The sequence below is a fragment of the Nonomuraea sp. NPDC001636 genome (genome assembly GCF_040298265.1).
Classification (GTDB): Bacteria; Actinomycetota; Actinomycetes; order Streptosporangiales; family Streptosporangiaceae; genus Nonomuraea.
On record NZ_JBEOZT010000003.1, the window covers coordinates 168831 to 188370 of the forward strand.

Annotated in this window: 23 protein-coding genes; 10 read left to right on the plus strand and 13 right to left on the minus strand. The window is 70.6% G+C overall.

The window, feature by feature from the left end; all coding sequences use genetic code 11:
• Positions 1 to 23: 23 nt before the first annotated feature.
• From ABT158_RS07805 to ngcE, 4 genes are all read right to left on the minus strand, one after another.
• Positions 24 to 563, minus strand: a complete 540-nt coding sequence (locus tag ABT158_RS07805) for a superoxide dismutase family protein (protein ID WP_352351999.1) — start codon at positions 561 to 563, stop codon at positions 24 to 26.
• Positions 564 to 649: 86 nt separating this feature from the next.
• Positions 650 to 1504, minus strand: a complete 855-nt coding sequence (locus tag ABT158_RS07810; RefSeq protein WP_352352000.1) for a carbohydrate ABC transporter permease — start codon at positions 1502 to 1504, stop codon at positions 650 to 652.
• Positions 1504 to 2421, minus strand: a complete 918-nt coding sequence (locus ABT158_RS07815; protein ID WP_352352001.1) for a carbohydrate ABC transporter permease — start codon at positions 2419 to 2421, stop codon at positions 1504 to 1506. The genes ABT158_RS07810 and ABT158_RS07815 overlap by 1 nt, the downstream gene beginning before the upstream one ends.
• Positions 2422 to 2425: 4 nt before the next feature.
• Complete coding sequence (gene ngcE / locus ABT158_RS07820) at positions 2426 to 3874, minus strand: N-acetylglucosamine/diacetylchitobiose ABC transporter substrate-binding protein (protein WP_352352002.1); 1449 nt, start codon at positions 3872 to 3874, stop codon at positions 2426 to 2428.
• A gap of 209 nt (positions 3875 to 4083) precedes the next feature.
• On the opposite strand from ngcE, the gene ABT158_RS07825 reads away from it, so the two are divergent.
• Positions 4084 to 5295: an alkyl sulfatase dimerization domain-containing protein gene (locus ABT158_RS07825; protein WP_352352003.1), complete on the plus strand. Its 1212-nt coding sequence runs from the start codon at positions 4084 to 4086 to the stop codon at positions 5293 to 5295.
• 33 nt (positions 5296 to 5328) lie between these two features.
• Here the strand turns inward: ABT158_RS07825 and ABT158_RS07830 are convergent, their stop codons facing one another.
• Together ABT158_RS07830 and ABT158_RS07835 are read right to left on the minus strand one after the other, a co-directional pair.
• A complete protein-coding gene (locus ABT158_RS07830) occupies positions 5329 to 6369 on the minus strand; it encodes a hypothetical protein (RefSeq protein ID WP_352352004.1) in 1041 nt (346 codons plus the stop codon).
• On the minus strand, positions 6366 to 6908 hold the full coding sequence (locus tag ABT158_RS07835) for an RNA polymerase sigma factor (RefSeq protein WP_352352005.1): 543 nt from the start codon (positions 6906 to 6908) through the stop codon (positions 6366 to 6368). The genes ABT158_RS07830 and ABT158_RS07835 overlap by 4 nt, the downstream gene beginning before the upstream one ends.
• Before the next feature lie 92 nt (positions 6909 to 7000).
• On the opposite strand from ABT158_RS07835, the gene ABT158_RS07840 reads away from it, so the two are divergent.
• On the plus strand, positions 7001 to 7456 hold the full coding sequence (locus ABT158_RS07840; protein WP_352352006.1) for a nucleotide triphosphate diphosphatase NUDT15: 456 nt from the start codon (positions 7001 to 7003) through the stop codon (positions 7454 to 7456).
• Between the two features lie 9 nt (positions 7457 to 7465).
• Here the strand turns inward: ABT158_RS07840 and ABT158_RS07845 are convergent, their stop codons facing one another.
• From ABT158_RS07845 to ABT158_RS07860, 4 genes are all read right to left on the minus strand, one after another.
• Positions 7466 to 7804, minus strand: a complete 339-nt coding sequence (locus ABT158_RS07845) for a hypothetical protein (protein WP_352352007.1) — start codon at positions 7802 to 7804, stop codon at positions 7466 to 7468.
• Positions 7805 to 7895: 91 nt separating this feature from the next.
• Positions 7896 to 8756 (minus strand): hypothetical protein, encoded by an 861-nt coding sequence (locus tag ABT158_RS07850; protein WP_352352008.1) that lies wholly within the window; start codon positions 8754 to 8756, stop codon positions 7896 to 7898.
• Positions 8757 to 9067: 311 nt separating this feature from the next.
• A complete protein-coding gene (locus ABT158_RS07855) occupies positions 9068 to 10282 on the minus strand; it encodes an aminotransferase class III-fold pyridoxal phosphate-dependent enzyme (RefSeq protein ID WP_352352009.1) in 1215 nt (404 codons plus the stop codon).
• Positions 10279 to 11199: a carbohydrate kinase family protein gene (locus ABT158_RS07860; RefSeq protein ID WP_352352010.1), complete on the minus strand. Its 921-nt coding sequence runs from the start codon at positions 11197 to 11199 to the stop codon at positions 10279 to 10281. The genes ABT158_RS07855 and ABT158_RS07860 overlap by 4 nt, the downstream gene beginning before the upstream one ends.
• Positions 11200 to 11270: 71 nt before the next feature.
• Between ABT158_RS07860 and ABT158_RS07865 the strand changes: the two genes are divergently transcribed.
• Both ABT158_RS07865 and ABT158_RS07870 read left to right on the plus strand, forming a co-directional pair.
• Positions 11271 to 11855, plus strand: coding sequence for a TetR/AcrR family transcriptional regulator (locus tag ABT158_RS07865; protein ID WP_352352011.1), 585 nt, complete (start codon positions 11271 to 11273; stop codon positions 11853 to 11855).
• A 50-nt stretch (positions 11856 to 11905) separates the two neighbouring features.
• Positions 11906 to 12544 (plus strand): class II aldolase/adducin family protein, encoded by a 639-nt coding sequence (locus ABT158_RS07870; RefSeq protein ID WP_352352012.1) that lies wholly within the window; start codon positions 11906 to 11908, stop codon positions 12542 to 12544.
• 23 nt (positions 12545 to 12567) lie between these two features.
• On the opposite strand, the gene ABT158_RS07875 is transcribed toward ABT158_RS07870, so the two are convergent.
• A complete protein-coding gene (locus ABT158_RS07875) occupies positions 12568 to 14136 on the minus strand; it encodes a DUF885 domain-containing protein (protein ID WP_352352013.1) in 1569 nt (522 codons plus the stop codon).
• A gap of 23 nt (positions 14137 to 14159) precedes the next feature.
• On the opposite strand from ABT158_RS07875, the gene ABT158_RS07880 reads away from it, so the two are divergent.
• Positions 14160 to 15377, plus strand: a complete 1218-nt coding sequence (locus ABT158_RS07880; RefSeq protein WP_352352014.1) for a DUF4032 domain-containing protein — start codon at positions 14160 to 14162, stop codon at positions 15375 to 15377.
• Here the strand turns inward: ABT158_RS07880 and ABT158_RS07885 are convergent.
• Entirely contained in the window at positions 15371 to 15973 is a 603-nt protein-coding gene (locus ABT158_RS07885) for an NAD(P)-dependent oxidoreductase (protein ID WP_352352015.1), read from the minus strand. The two genes, ABT158_RS07880 and ABT158_RS07885, sit on opposite strands and share 7 nt — an antisense overlap.
• 54 nt (positions 15974 to 16027) lie before the next feature.
• Between ABT158_RS07885 and ABT158_RS07890 the strand changes: the two genes are divergently transcribed.
• The 5 genes from ABT158_RS07890 to ABT158_RS07910 all read left to right on the plus strand — a co-directional run bounded on the left by ABT158_RS07890 (position 16028) and on the right by ABT158_RS07910 (position 18556).
• Positions 16028 to 16378, plus strand: coding sequence for a winged helix-turn-helix transcriptional regulator (locus ABT158_RS07890; RefSeq protein WP_352352016.1), 351 nt, complete (start codon positions 16028 to 16030; stop codon positions 16376 to 16378).
• Positions 16379 to 16515: 137 nt separating this feature from the next.
• Complete coding sequence (locus ABT158_RS07895) at positions 16516 to 16890, plus strand: roadblock/LC7 domain-containing protein (RefSeq protein ID WP_352352017.1); 375 nt, start codon at positions 16516 to 16518, stop codon at positions 16888 to 16890.
• A 3-nt stretch (positions 16891 to 16893) separates the two neighbouring features.
• Positions 16894 to 17754, plus strand: coding sequence for a DUF4388 domain-containing protein (locus ABT158_RS07900; RefSeq protein WP_352352018.1), 861 nt, complete (start codon positions 16894 to 16896; stop codon positions 17752 to 17754).
• Positions 17755 to 17786: 32 nt separating this feature from the next.
• Positions 17787 to 18158 carry a roadblock/LC7 domain-containing protein gene (locus ABT158_RS07905; protein ID WP_352323334.1) on the plus strand — a complete coding sequence of 124 codons (372 nt, stop codon included), beginning with the start codon at positions 17787 to 17789 and terminating at the stop codon, positions 18156 to 18158.
• Positions 18159 to 18184: 26 nt separating this feature from the next.
• On the plus strand, positions 18185 to 18556 hold the full coding sequence (locus ABT158_RS07910) for a hypothetical protein (RefSeq protein WP_352352019.1): 372 nt from the start codon (positions 18185 to 18187) through the stop codon (positions 18554 to 18556).
• 54 nt (positions 18557 to 18610) lie between these two features.
• Here the strand turns inward: ABT158_RS07910 and ABT158_RS07915 are convergent, their stop codons facing one another.
• Complete coding sequence (locus tag ABT158_RS07915) at positions 18611 to 19486, minus strand: alpha/beta fold hydrolase (RefSeq protein WP_352352020.1); 876 nt, start codon at positions 19484 to 19486, stop codon at positions 18611 to 18613.
• Between the last annotated feature and the right edge of the window lie 54 nt (positions 19487 to 19540).

Consider the following 19540-nt stretch of genomic DNA (forward strand, 5'->3'; position numbering starts at 1 on the left):
GTGTAATTATGCACGCCTTTCGGCTAGTGCAGCGTCAGGCAGGCCACCCGAGGGCCCGCCTCGCCCGCGTGGGCGCCGCTCTTCTTCGTGGCCTTGGCATGGATGACCAGCGACTTCGGCAGGGCGGCCGGGTCGAGGCTCCACGGATGACGGGCCGTCGAACGGCCCGCGCCCGACCCGTCGGTGGTGACGTCGAGCCAGATCTCGCTGGCCGGGTCGGCGTGGCCGGGGTTGTGCTGGTAGTGGCCGCCCGCGTCGTCGGGGTCGGCGCCGCAGGGCGCGGTGTGCAGGTGGGCGCCGTAGTGGTGGCGGGGCAGGAAGCCCTCCACGACCAGCGAGGTGCGGGTCTCGCCGCCGGTGGACTCGGCCGTGAGGCTGGCCTGCGCGCCCTCGGGGGCCAGGCGGCGGTCGTAGGCGATCGCCGCGGTGTCGCCGGAGGTGAACTCACCGCCGCCGCTCAGCTCCGGCACGCCGGGCGGGCTCGGCTTGGTGACCTCCTGCAGCGGCGCCGGCGGCCCGGCGCAGGCGGCGGCCGTGAACAGGACGAGCAGAAGTGCGGGCACGCGCATGAGGGACCCCCCGGGTGTCTGGCGGAAGGCCCCTCACTCTAATGAGTAGCCGCACGGCTACACGCCGTGTTCGGCGAAACTCACTTCAGCGCCCCCGAGCTGAGCCCGGACTGGATCTGCCGCTGGAAGATGATGTAGACCACCATCACCGGCAGGATCGTCATGCTCAGCGCCGCGAACAGGCCCGGCCAGTCCGCCTCGTAGCCGGCCCTGGTGGAGATCCTGGCGATGCCGAGCGTGAGCGGCCACTTGTCCGGCGCGCCGCCCATGAGCGCCAGGGGCAGCAGGTACTGGTTCCACTGCCCCAGCACGTTGAAGATCGTGATGCTGACCAGGCCGGGCTTGGCCATCGGCACCATGATCTGGAAGAACGTCCTGGTGTGCGAGGCGCCGTCGATCAGCGCCGCCTCGGCGACCGCCTCGGGCAGGGTGCGGAAGAACGCGGCCAGGAAGAAGATCGTGAAGGGCAGCGAGTACGCGATGTAGACGATGATCAGGCCGATGTGCGAGTCGAGCAGCCCGAACTGCTTGACGACGAAGAACAGCGGCCCGAGCGCCAGGAAGATGGGGAAGGCGAGCCCGGCGACGAAGTAGTAGTAGATCAGCTTGCCGCCGGGGAACTTGTAGCGGGCCAGCACGTACGCCGCCATCGAGCCGAACAACATCGTGCCCGCCGTGCCGAAGAACACGACGATGACCGTGTTGAGCATGTACTGCCCGACGTGCGCCTTGTCCCAGGCCCGGCCCCAGGCGTCCAGCCGCAGCGCCCCCGGCAGCTGGAGCGGGTCGCCGAAGATCTCGGTGTTGCTCTTGAACGAGGCCAGGAACGTCCACAACAGCGGCAGGATGATCAGCAGGGCCCAGACGGCCAGGGCGACATGGGAGAGCCCGCTCAGCACGCCGGGCCGCGGCCTGCCCGCTCCACGCGAAGCCATCAGAGCTCAACCCTTTCACGCCTGGTCGTGCGGAGCGTCAGCACGGCGAACGTCACGGTCAGGAAGAACAGCACCACGCCCATCGCCGAGGCGTAGCCGACCTTGTGGTAGTCGAAGGCGGTCTTGTAGATGGTGATGGGCAGGATCGTGGTGGCCCCGTCGGGCTCGCCCCGGTCGCCCGCCAGCACCTGGATCAGCGCGAAGCCGTCGAAGGCGGCGATCCCCAGGTAGATCCAGCCGACCTGGAGGGTGTCGCGCAGCAGCGGCAGCGTGATGGAGAAGAACAGCCGCACGCGGCCGGCCCCGTCGATCGAGGCGGCCTCGAAGTAGTCCTTGGGGATGGCGGCCATGCCCGCGGAGAACAGCACCACGTAGAAGCCGACCGCCTGCCAGACCATCACCGCGATGATCGACCAGAGCGCGAGGCCCGGCTCGGTGAGCCAGCCGATCGGCTCGGACAGCCCGAGCCTGGCCAGCGTGCCGTTGATCACGCCGTCCTCGTCGGGACGGTAGATGGCCTGGAACAGCACGCCGACCACGGCCACGGCGAGAACCTGGGGGAAGAAGAACACCACCCGGTAGAAATTCGACCCCCACACCCCGCGCATTCCCGCGCCGCGGGTGCCGCCGCCGAGATTCAGCAGGAACGACAGGAACAAGGCGATGACGATCGTCAGGAGCGGCAGCACCAGCAGGAGAATTCCGTGATTGCGCAGGGCCTGCCAGAAATTGTCGTCCTCGAACAACCGGCCGAAATTGTCCAGCCCCACGTATCGGACGACCGAGCTGACGCCGTTCCAGCTCGTCAGCGAGAGCTGGAAAGCCTGCACATATGGGCTGATCACGAAGACCGTGTAAAGCGTGACCGGGACGGCCAGGAACCCGATGACGAATCCGTACTTGCGCAACCGCTCCATGTGCTCAGGCGCTCCGCGTCTGCTTGGTGACGGAGTCGTCCTTCTTGACGTCGTCGGCCTTCTTCTGCATGCGCTCGCAGAACTCGTCGGGGGTGATACGGCCGGACATCAGGACATTGGTCTGCTCCCAGCCGTAGTCGAACAGCTCCTTGTACCAGCCCTCGAACCGGGCGTCGGTGATGATGTTCTCGCCGGCCGCCTCCTGCGCCTTGGCGGCGCTGACCAGGCCGGGCGGGAACTCGGAGCTGTCGGCGGCGCCGGTCACCACCGTGAGGTTGTTGGTCTTCTTGGTGAAGCCCGCCGCGCCCTCCTTCGACAACATGATCCGCAGGTACTCCAGGCCGCCCTGCGGGTTCTTGCCCTTCGCCGCGACGACGAAGTTCTCGCCCACGCCGACCTGGATCGCGCCGTACGGCATCTTGTCGGAGGCGGTGACGTCGGGGATGGGGGCCAGGGCGTACTCGAAGTCGAGCGGGATGTCCTTGGTCATCTCGTTCTCGAGCCAGGAGCCGCACGGGTAGAACAGCACCTTGTTCTGCAACTGCTTGACCTGGGTCTGGGTGTGGTCGAGGCCCAGGTACGCCTTGTCGCCGTACTTCTGCTGGACGTCCAGCCAGGCGGTGACCGCCTGCTTGACCGCCTCGCTCTTCCAGGCGTTGTCGACGAGGTTGTCGATGTCGATGATGACCTGGTTGCCGCCGATCTTGGCAGCCGTGTAGAGGACGTTCCAGAGCTGGTAGTACGGGCCCTTCTTGCCGGGATAGGCGAAGAGCGCGATGCCTTCCTTCTTGGCCGTCTCGCCGAGCGCGGTGAACTCGGCCCAGGTCTTCGGCACGCTCCAGCCCCTGGCGGCGAACAGCTTGGCGTTGTACCACAGCGCCCGGTGGGAGACGGTGTAGTTGAGCACCAGGTCCTTGCCGTCGAGCTTGCCGTTCTGCAGCACGAGCGGCGTGATCGTGTCGCGGACCTTCTTGGACGGGTCGTCGAAGGAGGGCGCGTCGTAGAGCGGGGTCAGGTCGGTCAGGTGGCCCTCGGCGGCCAGCGCGGCCAGGTCGAGCGCCTCCGGGCCGGAGTTGTTGATCACGTCGGGCATGTCGTTGCCGACGATGCGCGGCCGGAGCTGGGTGCCGATCTGCTGGGTGGCGGTGTGCTTGACCGTGACGCCGGCGTGGGCCTTCTTGTACAGCTCTTCGTGCAGGTCCTTGGCGTAGGAGTCGCCGTAGCCGCCGCTGAAGATGACCACTTCGAGCGGCTTCTTGACGTCGACGCCGAAGGGGTTCTTGGGGTCCGCCGACGCCGCGATCGACGTGGCGGGCGCCGCCGAGGGCTGGTCACCGCCACCGCCGCTGGTCGCGCAGGCGCTCAGCAGGCTCGCGCCGGGCCCGGCCACGAGCGCGGTCAGGCCGATGCGGCGGAGCAGCTGACGCCGAGTGATCTCGCCCGGGTGGGTCATGGGGGGCTCCCGAAGAGGATTCAGTTAGGAAAGTTTCCTAAACGTTTGCCCGAACGTACGAACGCCCGCCGACACGCGTCAAGGGGGCGCAATCGAGACGTGACCTTGCCGTGATCCCTTGCCTAGAACGACGTTCTAGAAGCAGGGTGGGTCACATGATTATCGAGTACGCGGACCGGGTGTGGCGCGGCGAGTCTGACGACAGCATCGTGGACACCGGCATGGAGGGCAAGGGCGTCCAGACCGTGACGGAAGGCGTGGGCTGGTGGGCCGGGTTCGGCAACGCGATCGCCTTCGAGACCGAGGGCGAGCTGCTGCTCTTCGACACCGGCGGGCCGTGGGCCGCCGCCCGCCTGCACGAGGACGTCCGGCGCTGGTCCCGGGCGCCGCTGACCACCGCGTTCTACTCACACGGGCACATCGACCACGTCTTCGGCACGGGACCGTTCGAGGAGTCGGGCCCTCGGGCCACGGTTTACGCCCATCAGGCGGTGATCGATCGGTTCGACCGCTACCTGCTGACAAATGGTTACAACACGGTGATCAACCAGCGGCAGTTCCAGAACACCCGCCTGCGCTGGCCCGCCGACTACCGGCGGCCCGACGTCACCTACACCGACGCGCTGACCGTACGGCGCGGCGGGCTGACCTTCGACCTGCTGCACGCCAAGGGCGAGACCGACGACGCCACCGTCGGCTACGTGCGCGAGCACCGGCTGCTGCTGCCCGGCGACCTGTTCATCTGGGTGACCCCCAACTGCGGCAACCCCCAGAAGGTGCAGCGCTACCCGCGCGAGTGGGTGCACGCGCTGCGCCGGATGGCGGGCCTCGACGCCGAGATCATGCTGCCCAGCCACGGCGCGCCGATCTTCGGCGCCGACCGCGTGCGGCAGGCGCTGCTGGAGACGGCCGAATGGCTGGAGTCGATCATCACGCAGACGCTCGACCTGCTCAACGCGGGCGCCAGGCTCGACGAGATCGTGCATTCGGTGAAACCTTCCGAGCGCCATTCCGACCGGCCCTATCTGCGAGCCCGCTATGACGAACCGGAATTCGTCGTACGCAATCTCTGGCGCCTTTACGGCGGCTGGTACGACGGCAATCCGGCCAATCTCAAACCGGCCCCCGAAGCGGTGCTGGCCAAATCCGTGGCGGAACTCGCGGGCGGGCCGCACGCGCTCGCCGACGCGGCAGTCGAAGCCCTTTCCGAGGGCGACGAGCGGCTCGCCGGACATCTCGCGGAAATGGCCGCGCTGGCCGCTCCTGACGATGCGGGTGTGCATCGGGTCAGGGCCCGGGTTTTCGCCGCCCGGGCGGCCGGTGAACAGTCATTGATGGCGAAGGGCATTTTCGCGTGGGCGGCCGCGGAATCCGCGGCCCGGACGGACGGGGGAACCCCGGCACCTCCCGAAGACGCTTAGGCGCCTGCGGGGCCGGTGCCGGGGTTCGCGGACTCAGGGACCGGTCCAGCCGTCCTGTGGCCGGTCGGCCCGCGGAAGGGAGTCCTTGGGGACGTCGGCGGAGGCCACGGCGGTCACCTGGACCGTGTCCGAGGCGACCTTGATCACGCTGTCGACGATCCAGCCGTCCTTGACGTGCTCCGCGGCCACGTCGTAACCGCTGCCGCTGCCGTCGGGGTTCGACCACATCACCACGTACTCGATCTTGAGGCCGCGGCGCGACAGCTCGGCCCGGGCGTGCGAGACGGGCTTGCCCACGAGCTTGACGCCCTCCACCCCGTCGGCGGCCAAGCCCACCGTGCTCGGCGCCATCGCGGCATACCGCTCGCCGGGCTCGGCCGGGCGGCCGATGCCGATGACGACCTTGCCCTTGTACCCGGTCGGCATGGAGATCGTCCCGCACCAGACCGACGCGCAACTCTCGGCGCTGCGAACGGTCACGCCGGTGCCCGGCGGGAAGTTCCCGGGGGTGGCGGGGCCGAACAGCATGCCCGCGTACTCGGGCGCGACCGGGATCTTCTTCACCGTGGCGTCCAGGCCGACGGCCCTGAACGCCTCGGTGTAGGCCGCCGCCTCCGCCTCGGGGTCGGTGATGACGACGTCGATGTAGTCGTCGCCGGTCTTGACGGTGACGGCGGCGTTGGCGTACTCGGTGACCGGGCCGAAGATCGGCAGCGTGACGGCGAGCACCGCGGCCAGCCCGGCCGCCACCGCCCCCAGCAGGAACATCTTGCGCGGCGCCCTGCGGCGCGGGCGCGCGACGGGCCCGCCCTCCTCCGCGGTGATCGGCTCGGACGTGATCGACTTCATGAGCGCCCGCGCCCCCGCGCCGGACGCCTGCCCGGCGGGCACGCCCGCCAGTTCCTCGTCGCGCACCCGGGCGAGATCGGCGATGTTCACAACGAGCTCCTTGCCGCGCCTGCGCGCGGGATCGGCGACGTTCACAACGGACTCCTTGTCACGCCCGCTCGCGGGATCGGCGGCGTCCGCAACGGGCTCCCTGTCGTGCCCGCTCGCTGGATCGAGGATGTTCACAGCGGGCTCCCTTCGAGGGCGACGGCCTGGGTGCGCTCGACCCCGGCCTCGGCCAGGCGGCGGGCGAAGCGCCGGCGGGCCCGGTACAGGCGGACCCGTACGGCGTTGCGGGTGATGCCGAGGGCGGTGGCGATCTGGCCCGTGTCCAGCTTCTCCCAGGCGACCAGGGCGAGCAGTTCCCGGTCGTCGTCGGAGAGCGTCTTGAACGCCCGGGCCAGCGGCGACAGGTCCTCGACGGACGGCCCGGCGACCACGGGCGCGGCGGCCAGTTCCGCGCGTAACGCCTCGGTGCGCCGCTCGTGGCGGCGCTCACCGCGCCGGTGGTTGGCCAGCACCTTCCTGGCCACGCCGTACAGCCAGAGCCGGGCCTCCTCCCCGCCCGGCACCTCCTCGATGCGCCGCCACGCGATCATGAACGTCTCGGCCACCACGTCGGCCGCGTCGTCGGGGTCGGGGCAGCGGCGCAGCGCGTAGCCGAGCAGGGGTCTGTAGGAGAACGCATAGATCTCCTCGAACCGGCTCTCGGGATCGGCTCCCATCCGGTCTCCTTACGTGAGCATCAACAACACTCACCCCATGTCCGGATTTTTGGCAGCATTACAGCTCTTGGCGGGAGGAGTCGGTTTTGACGGTGAATCGCATCGTAGGCGTCGGCGTGCTGCTCACGGACCCGGACGGGCGCGTGCTGCTCGGCGAGCGGGTCAAGGCGGGCGAGCCGCTGTCGTGGTGCCTGCCCGGCGGGGCGGTGGAGCCGGGCGAGACCTTCGAGGCGGCGGCCGTCCGCGAACTGGCCGAGGAGACCGGCATCCGCGACGCCGGACCGCCGGTCGTCACCGGCGTGGCCCTGGACCACCCGGAGGGAGCCGTACGGGTGACGGCGGCGGTCACCATGCTCCGGGGCGCCGACGCTCCGGCGGTGACCGAGCCGCACGTCTTCCGCTCATGGCAGTGGTTCCCCTACGACGGGCTGCCGTCCCCGCTGTTCCCGGCGACCGCCCTCGTCCTGGCCCTCCCCGCCTCCGGCTCTGGCGACGGCTCCGGCTCCGGGCTCTACAGGATCACGCCGCCGCCCGTCGCCCGGCCGTGATCCCGGTCGTCAGGAGAAGACCTGCTGGAGAGATCGGCCGGCGTTCGCGCGGACGGTCCAGGCCACGAGGTGGTCGACCTCGGTACAGGCATCGATCCGCTCACGGACGTCGTCCGGCACCTCGATCCCCCGCTCGGTCAGCAGGCACTTGAGCACACATTTCATGCCCGCCAGCCGAGCGCGATCCTCGTATTCCTCCTTGTAGTTCTCTCCGTAGCCCTCCTTGTAACCCGCCATGAAGGCCAGCAAGCCGAGCATCCATTCGGGCGCCCAGTCAGCCACCGTGCGGCGCTGCTTGTACGCCTCGCGAACGGAAGGGCGGAACACCGGCCAGTTGATGGACGTCATGGTCTCCTCTCGAACGCCGATTGCCGTGAACCAGCAGACAGGACGATCAGAACCTGGACCGGGTGCACCTGAGTACCCGGCGCCAAGTGCGTCAGCCGTCCGAATCGTCGAACAGGTCGCGGGCGGACTGAACACTGCTCGCGCGAACGGTCCAGTGCATGAGCAGGTCGACGTCGGTACAGGCATCGACGCGCGCGCGAACGTCCTCGGGGACATCGAGTCCACGCGCGTCCAGCAGATACAGCACGATTCTCCGTGCGGTCTCGTGACTGCCCTCCGCGTGGCCCATTGCGTGGCCCACTGCGTGGCCCCTGCCGAAGTGTTGGTGGGCGAAGCGGCTGTGGCCCGCCCAGTCGGTGGACGCCATGATCTCCTCCAAGATGCGTTTGACCTCGGGTGCGCACATACTGCATGCGTATTCACTGTACTTCGGAGCGTGATCGCCGACGGTTTCCGCCAGCGCCGTCGTGAACGCCTCGATGACCTTCCGCTCACGCCCGTGAATCATGACGGACATGACCGCGAGTTCGAGGTGGGCGGCGGCCTCTTGGGGGTCGGTGATCGCCGGTATGTCGTCCGGGCCCAGCACGTACGCCTGGAGGCGGTAGCCGGTAAGCCCGGTGTCGATCGGCTGGGAGTAGTAGGCGGCCGCTCCCCGGTCTGGACAGACGACCAGGACTGTCACGTCGCAGCGCAGCATCAGCCACTGCGCGGCGGCGTAACGGGCCAGGTGCCGGGGGTCTTTGGACTTGTCCTGCTGGATCTCCACGATGATGGCGTGCGCGGGGCTCTGAGGCGGGCCAAGCACGATGCCGAGGTCCGGCTCGATGTCGTCGGAAGGCCGGGTGTTGAACAGGCGGTCCTCCTGCCGGACCAGCGAGGTGGAGGGCAGGTCGACGCCCATCAGGTCACGCAGGATCTCCACCGCCACTTGAGGCCGGTCGGCGAACATCTGTCTGAGAGCGTCATGTCGGGGGGACGGCATGACACTTATTGTCACACGGCGAGCGCGTAGTGTGACCATCGTCCAGAGAGGAGCGCTCGTCCCGGGGCTGCGAGCCGGATGCGACGCTGCTGGGGGTGGGGAAGCGCGGGGCCGAACGGGCGCCATGGGAGCGCTCGAGAGGTCAGAGAGCCGTTCGCAGCGGGACTCCCGAGGCTCACCTCTGGTGACCCACCATGAGAGCCGAAAGCGCCGTTCGGGGCGGGGTTCCGCAGGCCCACCCGGTGACCGGGCGAACGGGTGGGCCGTTCGGGTGAGGGTCAGCTGAAGTGGGTGCGGGTTTCGGTGAAGGCCTGGTCGGTGGCTTCCAGGGCGCGGGCCACGTCCTGCTCCGTCAGGGCCGCCGACATGAACCAGTTGTGCCACGGGTGCAGGTACACCCCGTGCCGCAGGCAGGCGTCACTCCAGTACAGGGCCGTAGACAGGTCGGCGTCGCCGTCGAAGCTGAGCCACGGGATGGTCACCGGGCCGGTCTGGTTCACGACGAAGCCGTGGGACTTGGCCTGGGCGTACAGGCCCTCCCTGAGCTGGGTGCCGGCGCGTTCCATGGCGGCGATGCCGTCCGTGTCGCGCAGGGTCTCGATGGTGGCCTTGGCGGCGGCCATCGCCACGGCCGAGAACCAGAAGGAGCCGGTCGTGTAGAGCGTCTGGGCGGCGCCGCGCAGGGCGTCGGTGCCGGTGACGGCGGCGATCGGGTAGCCGTTGGCCATGGCCTTGGACCAGGCGGTCAGGTCGGGACGCACCCCGTACGGCTCCCACGAGCCCCGCAGGTCGATCCGGAACCCGGCCCGCACGTCGTCGATCACCAGGGCCGCCCCGATGCGGTCGGCCAGGGCGCGGGCGCCGCGCGCGAAGGCGGGCTCGACCAGCTCCTGGTCCTCGAAGGAGTCGTGCTTGAAGGGGGTGCAGATGATCGCCGCGACATCGCCCTCGACGGTGGCGGCGGCGGCCTCCAGGGACTCCAGCGAGTTGTAGGTGAACTCGACCAGGTCGGCGCGCTCGTTCGGGGTGGTGCCGGCGGTCGAGGGCGTGCACCAGGGGTCGGCGCCGTGGTACGCGCCGTGCGCCATCAGCACCTTCGTGCGTCCGGTGGCGGCGCGGGCGACCATGAGCGCCTGGGTGGTGGCGTCGGTGCCGTTCTTGGAGAACATCGCCCAGTCGGCGCTCGGCACGGTGTCGACCAGCAGCTCGGCCAGCTCGACCATGATCGGCCCGGGGCCGTTGAGGCAGTCGCCGAGCGCGAGCTGCCGGGCGGCGGCCTCCTCCACGCGCGGGTGCCGGTGCCCGAGCACGACCGGTCCCCAGCTGCACATGAGGTCGATGTACTCGCGGCCGTCCACGTCCCACTGGCGGCAGCCCTCGCCGCGCTGGAAGAACTGGGGGTAGCCGGGGGCGAAGATGGCCGCGTTGAGGTGCCCGTACATGCCGCCGGGGACGACCTTCAGCGCGCGCTCGCGGAGTTCGGCGTCAGTCATGCGAGAGTCCTTAGGGTGGATTCGAGGTCGGTGAGGCCGGCGTCGGAGCCGAGCCCGGTGGCCACGCGGGCCGCCGCGGCGGTGCCCCAGCGGGCGGCCTCGACGACGTCGCGGCCGTGCAGCAGGCCGGTCAGGAAGCCGGCGCAGTACGCGTCGCCGCACCCGGTCGTGTCGGCGACCTCCGTCTCCAGCGCCGGCACCCGCTCGGGCCCGCCGCCGGAGGTCAGCACGAGGCTGCCGGCCGCGCCGAGGGTGACCAGCACGCCCTTCGGGCCGTCGGCGAGCAGGGTCGCGGCGGCGGTGGCCACGTCGGGGTCGCCGGTCATGAGCAGCGCCTGCGACTCGTTGGGCAGCACGTAGTCCACGTGGGGCAGGAACGCGCGGGCCATCGCCAGCAGGTCGGGCAGCTCCGACAGCAGGTCCATCGTGACGATCGTGCCGGCCGCGCGCACCTCGTCGAGGAGGGCGAAGAAGGCGGGGTCGCCCAGGCCGAAGGTGACGTCCATGCCGCCCAGGTGGATCGCCCGGGCGCGGCGCAGGACGTCGGGGTCCAGGTCGGCGAGGGTGACGCCGAGGTTGGCGCCGGGCACGTGGAAGCTGGGCCGGCCGCCGTCGGGGCGGATGGGCAGGATCGAGGCGGCGGTCTGCTCGCCGGCCCTGCGGACCAGGCGGGAGGCGTCCACACCGCGTTTGGTGAGGACGGCCAGCAGGAAGTCGCCGAGCTCGTCGTCCCCGATCGCGCCCATGGTGATCACGTCGTTGCCGAGTTTGACCAGGTCCACGGCCGTTCCGGCGGCGGCGCCGGCGGCGGTGAGGCGGATCTGCTCGACGAGTACGGTGTCCTGGCCCTCGGGGATGCGCTCGACGGGCCTGGCGAGGATGTCGACGATGTGCACGCCGACCGTGGCGACGGTCATGGACTAAATAGACAGACGTCCGAATAAAAAGTCAATATGGTGGGAGTCGCCGCGAGAAGAGGGGGATCCCGATGCCGAAGATCGTCGATCACGATGAGCGCAGGGCCGAGGTCCTGTCGGCGGCCCGCAGGGTGATCGTCAGGGACGGCATCGACGCCGCCACCACCAGGGCCATCGCCAAGGAGGCCGGCTACTCCAACGGCGTGCTCGCGCACTACTTCGCCGACAAGGACGAGATCCTGCTGTCGGCGCTGAGCCAGTCGCACCAGCGCATCAGGGAGCGGCTGACGCGCAAGGTCGAGGGCGTCACCGGCCTGGCCGCCCTGCGCGAGCTGCTGCTGGACAACCTGCCGCTGGACGCCGAGCGCACCCAGGAGAGCCGGCTGGAGGTCAGCTTCTGGAGCCGCAGCCTGGCCTCGGAACGGCTGGCGGAGGTCCAGCGGGCCGAGGCCGACGAGCTGCGCGCCGCCGTACGGGAGCTGCTGGGCCAGGCCCGCGCGGCCGGCGAGGTGCGCGCGGACGGCAGCCTCGACGACCTCGCCGAGCACCTGCTCGCCCTGGTCGACGGCCTCAGCCTGCACCTGCTCCTCTACCCGGGCCGGCTCACCCGCGTCGACCTGGAACGGCTCATGCTCCAGGCGCTCGACCGCCTCTGACAACGGCAGGCGCTGGAAGTATTTCGGACGACCGACTACTCTGCCCACCCATGAGCCTCCGCGAGCAGTTGTGCGAGTACGGCAGGCGCGCCGTCGAGCTGGGCCTGGTCATCGGCACCTCGGGCAACCTGAGCGTGCGCCGGGGCGACCAGGTGGCGGTCACCCCGTCCGGCGTGGCGCTCGACCGGCTGACCCCGGAGGCGTGCCCGATCGTGGACCTGGAGGGTCACCTGGTCGAGGGCGAGCTGCAGCCGTCGTCGGAGACCCCCATGCACCTGGCCGTCTACCAGGCGACGGGCACCCAGGCGATCGTGCACACGCATTCGGTGTTCGGGACGGTCGTGGCCACGACGATGACCGAGCTGCCGCCAATCCACTACAACGCGCTGCTGCTGGGTGGCGTGGTCAAGGTGGCGGAGTACGCGACCTACGGCACGCCCGAGCTGGCCGCCAACGTGCGGGCGGCGCTGGCGGGCAAGCAGGCCGCCCTGATGGCCAACCACGGCGGGGTGACCATCGGGGCGACGATGGAGCAGGCGTTCGAGGCCACCCGCCTGCTGGAGTGGCTGTGCGAGGTCTACGTGCGCGGGCTGGCCGTGGGCAGGCCGGCGGTCCTGAGCGACGAGCAGCTCGCCGCCGTCGTGGACCGCGCGGCCAACCCGCCGGCGTTCCCGCGCCGCCCGAGCTAGCCCGGGGAGCGCGATCGGGCCGGTCAGGCCAGGGCGGCCTGTTCGGCCAGGCCCAGCGGCAGGCCGCCGGAGCCGGCGATCCGGTCGTGGAACTCGCGCAGCGACCCGGTGAACGACTCCCGGATGCGGTCGATCTCGATGGCCCCCGTCAGGTACGACGGCGCCTGCGTCGGCCAGGCGCAGTAGCGGTTCACCTCGCCCCGGGCGGTGCCGGGCGACAGCGACGCCTTGGTGGCCATGAACGTCTCGGCCTCCTCGATCGACATGTCCTCGCAGTGCAGCGCGGTGTCCACGATGATCCGGGCGGCGCGGAAGAGGCGGAAGTCCAGGTGGGCCAGCTCGGTGGCGGGAGTGTCGAAGTAGCCCTGCTCGTGCAGCACCTTCTCGACGTACAGGGCCCAGCCCTCGGTGAAGTACGGCGTCCTGAAGACCTTGCGGACCGTACGCGGGTTGTCCGCCATGTACGACAGGTGCCAGTGATGCCCGGGATAGGCCTCGTGCACGGCGATCGAGGGCATCTGGGCGCGCGCGTTGGTGCGCAGGCGCTGGCGTACCTGCTCCTCGGTGAAGTCGTCGGGGGTGTAGGGGACGAAGAAGATGCCCGTGCGCGAGCTGCTGAGCGGCGGCGGCGCCAGGTAGTGGGCGACGTACAGCACCGGGCGGGCGTACTCGGCCGAGGGCAGGACCTCGCACTCCTCCCCCTCGGGGAAGGTGACCAGCCCGCGCTCGCGGACGAACTCGCGGGCCCGCCGGGTCTCGGCCTCGTACTCGGCCCGCATGTCCGCCAAGGTCGGCGGGTGGTCGTCCATGAGGGACTCCATGGCGGCCCGCCAGTCCTCGGCGCCGGTCATGCCGAGGGCGACCCGGCGCATCCGGGCGTCCAGGTCGGCCCAGGCGGCCCTGCCCTTCTGGTGCAGCTCGGCGGCGCCGTACGTGAGCATCTCGCGCTCGCGCAGCAGGGTGGAGTAGAGCTTCTCCCCCATCCGCCAGGTGCCGCCGCACTGGAAGCCTTCGAGGAAGGACACCAGCGCGTCGAACGCGTCGGCGGCGGGTCCGGCGGCCTCGGCCAGCCGGGCGCGCAGCGTCTCGTCGCCGACCATCGCGGGGAGCGTGCGGGTGAGGAAGTTGCGGCCCGTACGGGCCTGGTTGAGCCCGCGCGTGACCAGCAGCGGCGCGGCGAGGTCGGGGTCCAGGTTGGCCTGGCACGCGGCCAGCACGCCGGGCACCTCGGCCAGGCGGGAGATCGCGGCGGCGACCAGTTCGGGCTCCGGCTTGAGCCGCTGCTGGAAGGCGTTGAACAGCGACCCGAAGACGGCCGAGAGGTACAGGCCCGGGTTGCGCCGCCACTCGGGCCAGGATTCGAGCGCGACAGAGCCCCTCAGCTGGGACAGGACCAGGTCCCTGTCGATGGCGTCGTCGAGCGAGTCGGCCGGGGCGTCGGAGAGGCGGTCGATCCAGCGGAGCTCTTCCCGGGCTCTGTTCTCCCAGGCGGAGGCGGTGAAATCGCCGAGGGTGTGGTCGTAGCCGTCGGCTCCCAATTGGCTGGCGACGACGGGACGGTCGGAAAAGTACCAGTTGAGAAACTCGTCCACCTACGCACCATATCCTGACGTTCATGCCCCTGCAGATCACTGGCGCGCTAGGCGACCCCGACCTCATCCGGCTCCCCTGGGACGTCCCGCTGGCCGACTGGCCCAAGCATCATCTGGTCGATCTGCCGCGCGGCATCTCCCGCCACGTCGTGCGGTTCGCCCGGCTCTCCGGCAAGGTCTACGCGATCAAGGAGATCAGCGAGCGGTACGCCAGGCGCGAGTACCAGCTCCTGTGGGACCTGGCCAGGCTGGACGCCCCGGCCGTCGAGCCCGTGGCGTACGTGACCGGCCGCGACGAGGGCCTGGACGCCGCGCTGATCACCCGGCACCTGCAGTTCTCGCTCCCCTACCGGGCCGTGATGTCCGGCACCCTGCGCCCCGACACGCTCACCCGCCTGCTCGACGCGCTCGCCGTGCTGCTGGTGCGCCTGCACCTGAACGGCTTCTACTGGGGCGACTGCTCGCTGTCCAACACGCTCTTTCGCCGGGACGCCGGCGCCTTCGCCGCCTACCTGGTGGACGCCGAGACCGGCGAGATGCACCCGATGATCAGCGAGGGCCAGCGGCTGACCGACATCGACGTCGCCCACACCAACATCTTCGGCGAGATGCTCGACCTGGAGGCCGGCGGGCTGCTGCACCCGTCGATCGACCCCATGGAGACCGCCGAGGACATCGTCACCCGCTACCACCGCCTGTGGGCCGAGATCACCGACAGCGAGATCATCGACGAGGTCGACTGGCACCGCGTGGAGCAGCGCATCCGCCGCCTGAACCTGCTCGGCTTCGACGTCGCCGAGATGATGGTGCGGCGCAAGGTCGGCACCGGCCGCCTGATCGTCCGGCCGAAGGTGGTGGACGCCGGCCACCACCAGCGCCGGCTGATCAGGCTGACCGGGCTCGACGTGGAGGAGAACCAGGCGCGGCGGCTGCTCAACGACCTGGACGGCTACCGGGTCGCCAAGGGCCTGCGCCACGAGGACGAGGCCATCGTCGCCCACCGCTGGCTCGCCGAGGTGTTCCACCCGACGGTCGACGGCATCCCCGCCGAGCTGCGCGGCAAGCTGGAGCCCGCGCAGCTCTTCCACGAGATACTCGACCACCGCTGGTACCTGTCGGAGGCGGCGGGCGGCGACGTCGGGCTGGCCACGGCGGTGAAGTCGTACGTGGACAACGTGCTGGTGCACAAGCCCGACGAGAAGGCGCTGCTGCCCGACGACCCGGACGAGGACGATCAGTAGGCGACCGTGATGCGGGTGCGCGGGTGGGCGTGCTCCTCCAGCTCGTCGGCGATCGCCACCGCGTAGTCCTCGGCGGTGATGAAGCTGCGGCCGTCGGCGTCGGTGAGCAGGTCGTCGCGGCCGATCCGGTAGACGCCGGTGCGCTCGCCGGGCGCGATCTCGGCGGCCGGCGAGACGTAGGTCCAGTCGAGGTCGGTCACCTCCCGGTAGAGCGCGAGCGCGGCCCGCGCGGCCCTGGCCTCCTTCTTGTAGATCTCCGGGAAGCCGGGCGTGTCGACCAGGTCGACGTCCGGGCCGGCCTTGAGGCTGCCCGCGCCGCCCACGACCAGCACCCGGCTCACCCCGGCGGCGCGCAGGCCGTCGATGAGGGCGCGGTTGGCGGCCAGGAACGGCGGCTCGGGCTCGGTGCCGTCACGCGGCGGGGCGATGGCGCAGACGACCGCGTCGTAGCCCTCGGCGAGCGTGGCGGCGTCGTGGATGTCGCCCTTGACGGGACCGCGGCGGCTGACACCGGTGACGTCGTGGCCGCGGTCGGTGAGTTCGGTGACGATGCGCTGACCGATCATTCCGGTCGCGCCGAACACGAGGATCTTCATGTGCAGCACAGTATCCAATGGATACTGGTTACTTCATCGTGCTATAAGTACCTTATGGATACCGGTGATGCCTTCGACCCGAACTGCCCGACCCGGCTGGTCCTCGACCGGATCGGCGACAAGTGGTCGGTGCTGGTGCTGCTCAGCCTCAGCGACGGGCCGATGCGCTTCACCGTGCTGCGCGGGCGGATCGGCGGGGTGACGCCGAAGGTGCTCACGCAGACGTTGCGGGCCATGGAGCTGGACGGGCTGATCACCCGCGAGGTCTTCGCCGAGGTGCCGCCGCGGGTGGAGTACGCGCTGACCGACCTCGGCCGCTCGCTGCACGCGCCGATCTCGGTGGTCGCGCGGTGGGCCGAGGACAACGTGCACGAAATTCTCCGCCATCGTGAAAAAATCTCGTGAATTGATCATATTTCCGCACGAGTGATGATTTTCTTCGTCCTGGCCGTATAAAAACGTATCCCTCGGTAAATCGCCTGCCTTCTGGTCTCTTGTGGCCCCCTACGCTTTCCCCGTCCCACGACGGAGGGAGGCTCGCGGTGCTGGGAGTGGACACCTGCCTGGCGGAGGTCATGTCGATACCGGGCGCGCTCGACGCCATGCTGGTCGACGGCACGAGCGGCATGGCGGTCGCCTTCAGCAGCGCGTCCGGCGTGGACGCCGACAGGTCCGCCGCGGCGCTGACCGAGGCGCTGCGCGCCACCACCGACGGGCTGACCCGGACGTGTCCCGGCGAGATCGTGCGCATCGACGACATGCTCGTCACCACCGACCGGGGGCACCACCTGCTCCGGCTGCTGGAGACGGTCTTCGAGGGGCCGCTGGTCATCTACGTCCGTCTCGACCCGGAACGGTCGAACCTGGCCCTGGCCCGGTACCGCCTGCGGGCCATCTCCGACCTGCTGACCACCTGAGCCATGGCCGCGCTCGACTCACTCCTCGCCGGACTCGCCCGCGAACGCGCGACGGGGGCGCTCCGCGTGGGCCGGAACGGCACGATCTACCTGTCGGACGGGCGCGTGACGTACATGGAGTGCGCCCAGACGCCGGGCGTCGAGCGGCTGTTCGCGGCCAGGGGGCGGGTGCCGGAGCCGGCCCTGCGCGCCCTGCAGGCCGACGGCGGCCGCGCCCGGCTGCTCCAGGACGGCCCGGTCACCCTGGCCGAGCTGCAGTACGCCGTGCTCGGCGTGGTCCAGGACGCCGCCTTCTTCCTGCTGCCGGTGACCGGCGTGCGGCCGAAGTTCCGGCCCGGCGAGGAGCACTGGCTGGGCGGGCAGTGGTTCTTCGACGTCCAGGAGCTGGTGCGGGAGTCCGCCCGCCGCCGGGAGCAGCTGGCCGGCATCTGGCCCTCGCCGGAGGTGGACACCCAGCCCGTGCGGCCGGTCCCGCGCCTGCCCGGCCACGGGGTGGCGCTCAGCCAGGTGCAGTGGGAGGTCGTCGTACGGGCCGACCACAAGGCGACCCCGCTGGAGCTGGCCCGGCAGCTGGGCCGGTCGGGCTACTCGGTGCTGCTGGCCGTCAGGAGGCTGGCCGCCGCCGGTCTCCTCGTCCCGCCGGACCCGGTACGGCCCGCGCAACGCCGTCCGGACGACGGGGAGGCGCTGCCCAAGCGGGTGCCGGGCGCGGTGGCCGGCGCGGTGGCCGGCGCGGTGGCCGGCGCGGTGGCCGTTCCCGCCGGGAACGGGCGGGCGGGGGCCGCCGGGCCGGTGCCGACGGGCGACCCGACCGATCTGACGCTGCTGCTGCGGCTGAAGAAGGCGCTGGAGGAGATGCCGTGAGGTTTCCCTCACGACGCAGGAGGAGGCCACCCGTGGAGCTACGGCAAGAGGTCCTGGCGGAGATGGAGCTCCTGCGCGGCCGCACGCCGGACGTCACCGGCAGCGTCGCGTGCACCGTCGACGGCCTGCGGATCGCCTGCGACCTGCAAGGAGACACCGGCGAGCAGGTGGCGGCGCTGTCGGCGGCGCTGCTCGCGATGAGCGGCCGGATGCTGACCATGGCGGGCCGCGGGACGTTCGAGGAGACCCTCGTGTCCGGCACCGCCGGGTTCGTGGCCTTCTACGCCGCGGGCCCCACGATCGTCCTCACGGTTCTGGCGGGACCCGGCGCCAACGTCGGGCTCCTCCGGCTGGAGGGCAGGAAGACGGCGGCCTCCGTGGCCGCCGTGGCACGCAAGCACTGACCATCCCCACCGAAGCGGAGGAAAGCATGGCAGGCATGGACGTCTCCCTCAAAGAGATGATGAGCATCGACGGCACGATCGGGGCGGCGATCGTCGACCACGGCAGCGGCATGGCGCTCGGCACGCTCGGCGGCTCGAAGGAGCTGGACCTGCAGGTCGCGGCGGCGGGCAACACCGAGGTCATCAAGGCCAAACTGCGCACGATGGACTCGCTGGGCCTCAAGGACGGCATCGAGGACATCCTGATCACGCTGACCGCCCAGTACCACATCATCCGCCCGCTGACCGGCCGCAGCGGCAAGGGCCTGTTCCTCTACCTCGCCCTCGACCGCAACCGGGCCAACCTGGCCCTGGCCCGGCACATGCTCAAGGTCATCGAGGAGAAGCTGGAGCTCTGACCGGCCCGCGCGGCAAGGCTCCGCGGCGGGTCACGTAGCGGGTCACGTGGCGGGTCACGCGGCGGGCTCGGGCCGGGCGGGCGTCGCGGAGCCGGTGAGGGCGGTGATCTCGGCGACGATCGCGGGCCACAGGGCGCGGGGCAGGTCGTGGCCCATGCCGGGGTAGGTGACCAGGCGGGCGCCCGGGATGGCGGCGGCCGTGGCCCGGCCGCCGGCGAGCGGCACGAGCTGGTCGTCCTCGCCGTGGATGACCAGCGCGGGCACCTTCAGCCCGCCCAGCGCGGACGTGCGGTCGCCGGAGGCCATGATGGCGGCGAGCTGGCGGGCCGTGCCGGCCGGGTCGTGGCAGCGGTCGAAGGCGAGCCCGGCCAGCCTGGTGACGCGTTCGCGGTCCAGCTCCCAGCCGGGGGACCCGAGCACGGCCCAGGTCGTCAGCGCGCCGGCGACGACCCCCTCGCGGTCGGTCGCGGGCTTGGCGAAGAGCACCGCGGCGGCCGCATCGGTCGGCGGGGCCGCCTGCGGGCTGGGCGTGGACATGATCGAGGTCAGGCTCAGCACGCGGGCGGGGTGCCGGATGGCCAGCGCCTGGGCGATCATCCCGCCCATCGAGGCGCCGACGACGTGCGCGGCGGGCAGGCCCAGGACGTCCATGAGCCCGGCGCTGTCGTCGGCCAGGTCGTCCAGCACGTACGGCGAGGGCGCACCCCATGCGGGCACGCCCTCGTCGTGGAGATGGGTGGACAGGCCCGCGTCGCGGTTGTCGAACCTGACGACGTGGTGGCCCTGCTCGGCCAGGAGTCCGCAGAACTCGTCGTCCCAGTGGATGAGCTGGGCGCCGAGCCCCATGATGAGCAGCAGGGGCCTGCCCGCGGGTGAGCCGAAGCTCTCGTAGGCTATCTCGATGCCGTTGGCGGCTGCGCGCTGGATCACAGCGACCAGAATGTCATTCTGGTCGCGAGGCGTAAAGAGCGGTCTGTCCGGGGA

What these genes read in the sequence shown, in the direction of transcription:
- ABT158_RS07810 (WP_352352000.1), bottom strand. Translation starts at nt 1,504, where the DNA reads ATGGCTTCGCGTGGAGCGGGCAGGCCGCGGCCCGGCGTGCTGAGCGGG.
- ABT158_RS07815 (WP_352352001.1), bottom strand. Translation starts at nt 2,421, where the DNA reads ATGGAGCGGTTGCGCAAGTACGGATTCGTCATCGGGTTCCTGGCCGTC.
- ngcE (WP_352352002.1), bottom strand. Translation starts at nt 3,874, where the DNA reads ATGACCCACCCGGGCGAGATCACTCGGCGTCAGCTGCTCCGCCGCATC.
- ABT158_RS07835 (WP_352352005.1), bottom strand. Translation starts at nt 6,908, where the DNA reads ATGGGAGCCGATCCCGAGAGCCGGTTCGAGGAGATCTATGCGTTCTCC.
- ABT158_RS07845 (WP_352352007.1), bottom strand. Translation starts at nt 7,804, where the DNA reads ATGACGTCCATCAACTGGCCGGTGTTCCGCCCTTCCGTTCGCGAGGCG.
- ABT158_RS07850 (WP_352352008.1), bottom strand. Translation starts at nt 8,756, where the DNA reads ATGTTCGCCGACCGGCCTCAAGTGGCGGTGGAGATCCTGCGTGACCTG.
- ABT158_RS07855 (WP_352352009.1), bottom strand. Translation starts at nt 10,282, where the DNA reads ATGACTGACGCCGAACTCCGCGAGCGCGCGCTGAAGGTCGTCCCCGGC.
- ABT158_RS07860 (WP_352352010.1), bottom strand. Translation starts at nt 11,199, where the DNA reads ATGACCGTCGCCACGGTCGGCGTGCACATCGTCGACATCCTCGCCAGG.
- ABT158_RS07865 (WP_352352011.1), top strand. Translation starts at nt 11,271, where the DNA reads ATGCCGAAGATCGTCGATCACGATGAGCGCAGGGCCGAGGTCCTGTCG.
- ABT158_RS07870 (WP_352352012.1), top strand. Translation starts at nt 11,906, where the DNA reads ATGAGCCTCCGCGAGCAGTTGTGCGAGTACGGCAGGCGCGCCGTCGAG.
- ABT158_RS07880 (WP_352352014.1), top strand. Translation starts at nt 14,160, where the DNA reads ATGCCCCTGCAGATCACTGGCGCGCTAGGCGACCCCGACCTCATCCGG.
- ABT158_RS07885 (WP_352352015.1), bottom strand. Translation starts at nt 15,973, where the DNA reads ATGAAGATCCTCGTGTTCGGCGCGACCGGAATGATCGGTCAGCGCATC.
- ABT158_RS07890 (WP_352352016.1), top strand. Translation starts at nt 16,028, where the DNA reads ATGGATACCGGTGATGCCTTCGACCCGAACTGCCCGACCCGGCTGGTC.
- ABT158_RS07900 (WP_352352018.1), top strand. Translation starts at nt 16,894, where the DNA reads ATGGCCGCGCTCGACTCACTCCTCGCCGGACTCGCCCGCGAACGCGCG.
- ABT158_RS07910 (WP_352352019.1), top strand. Translation starts at nt 18,185, where the DNA reads ATGGCAGGCATGGACGTCTCCCTCAAAGAGATGATGAGCATCGACGGC.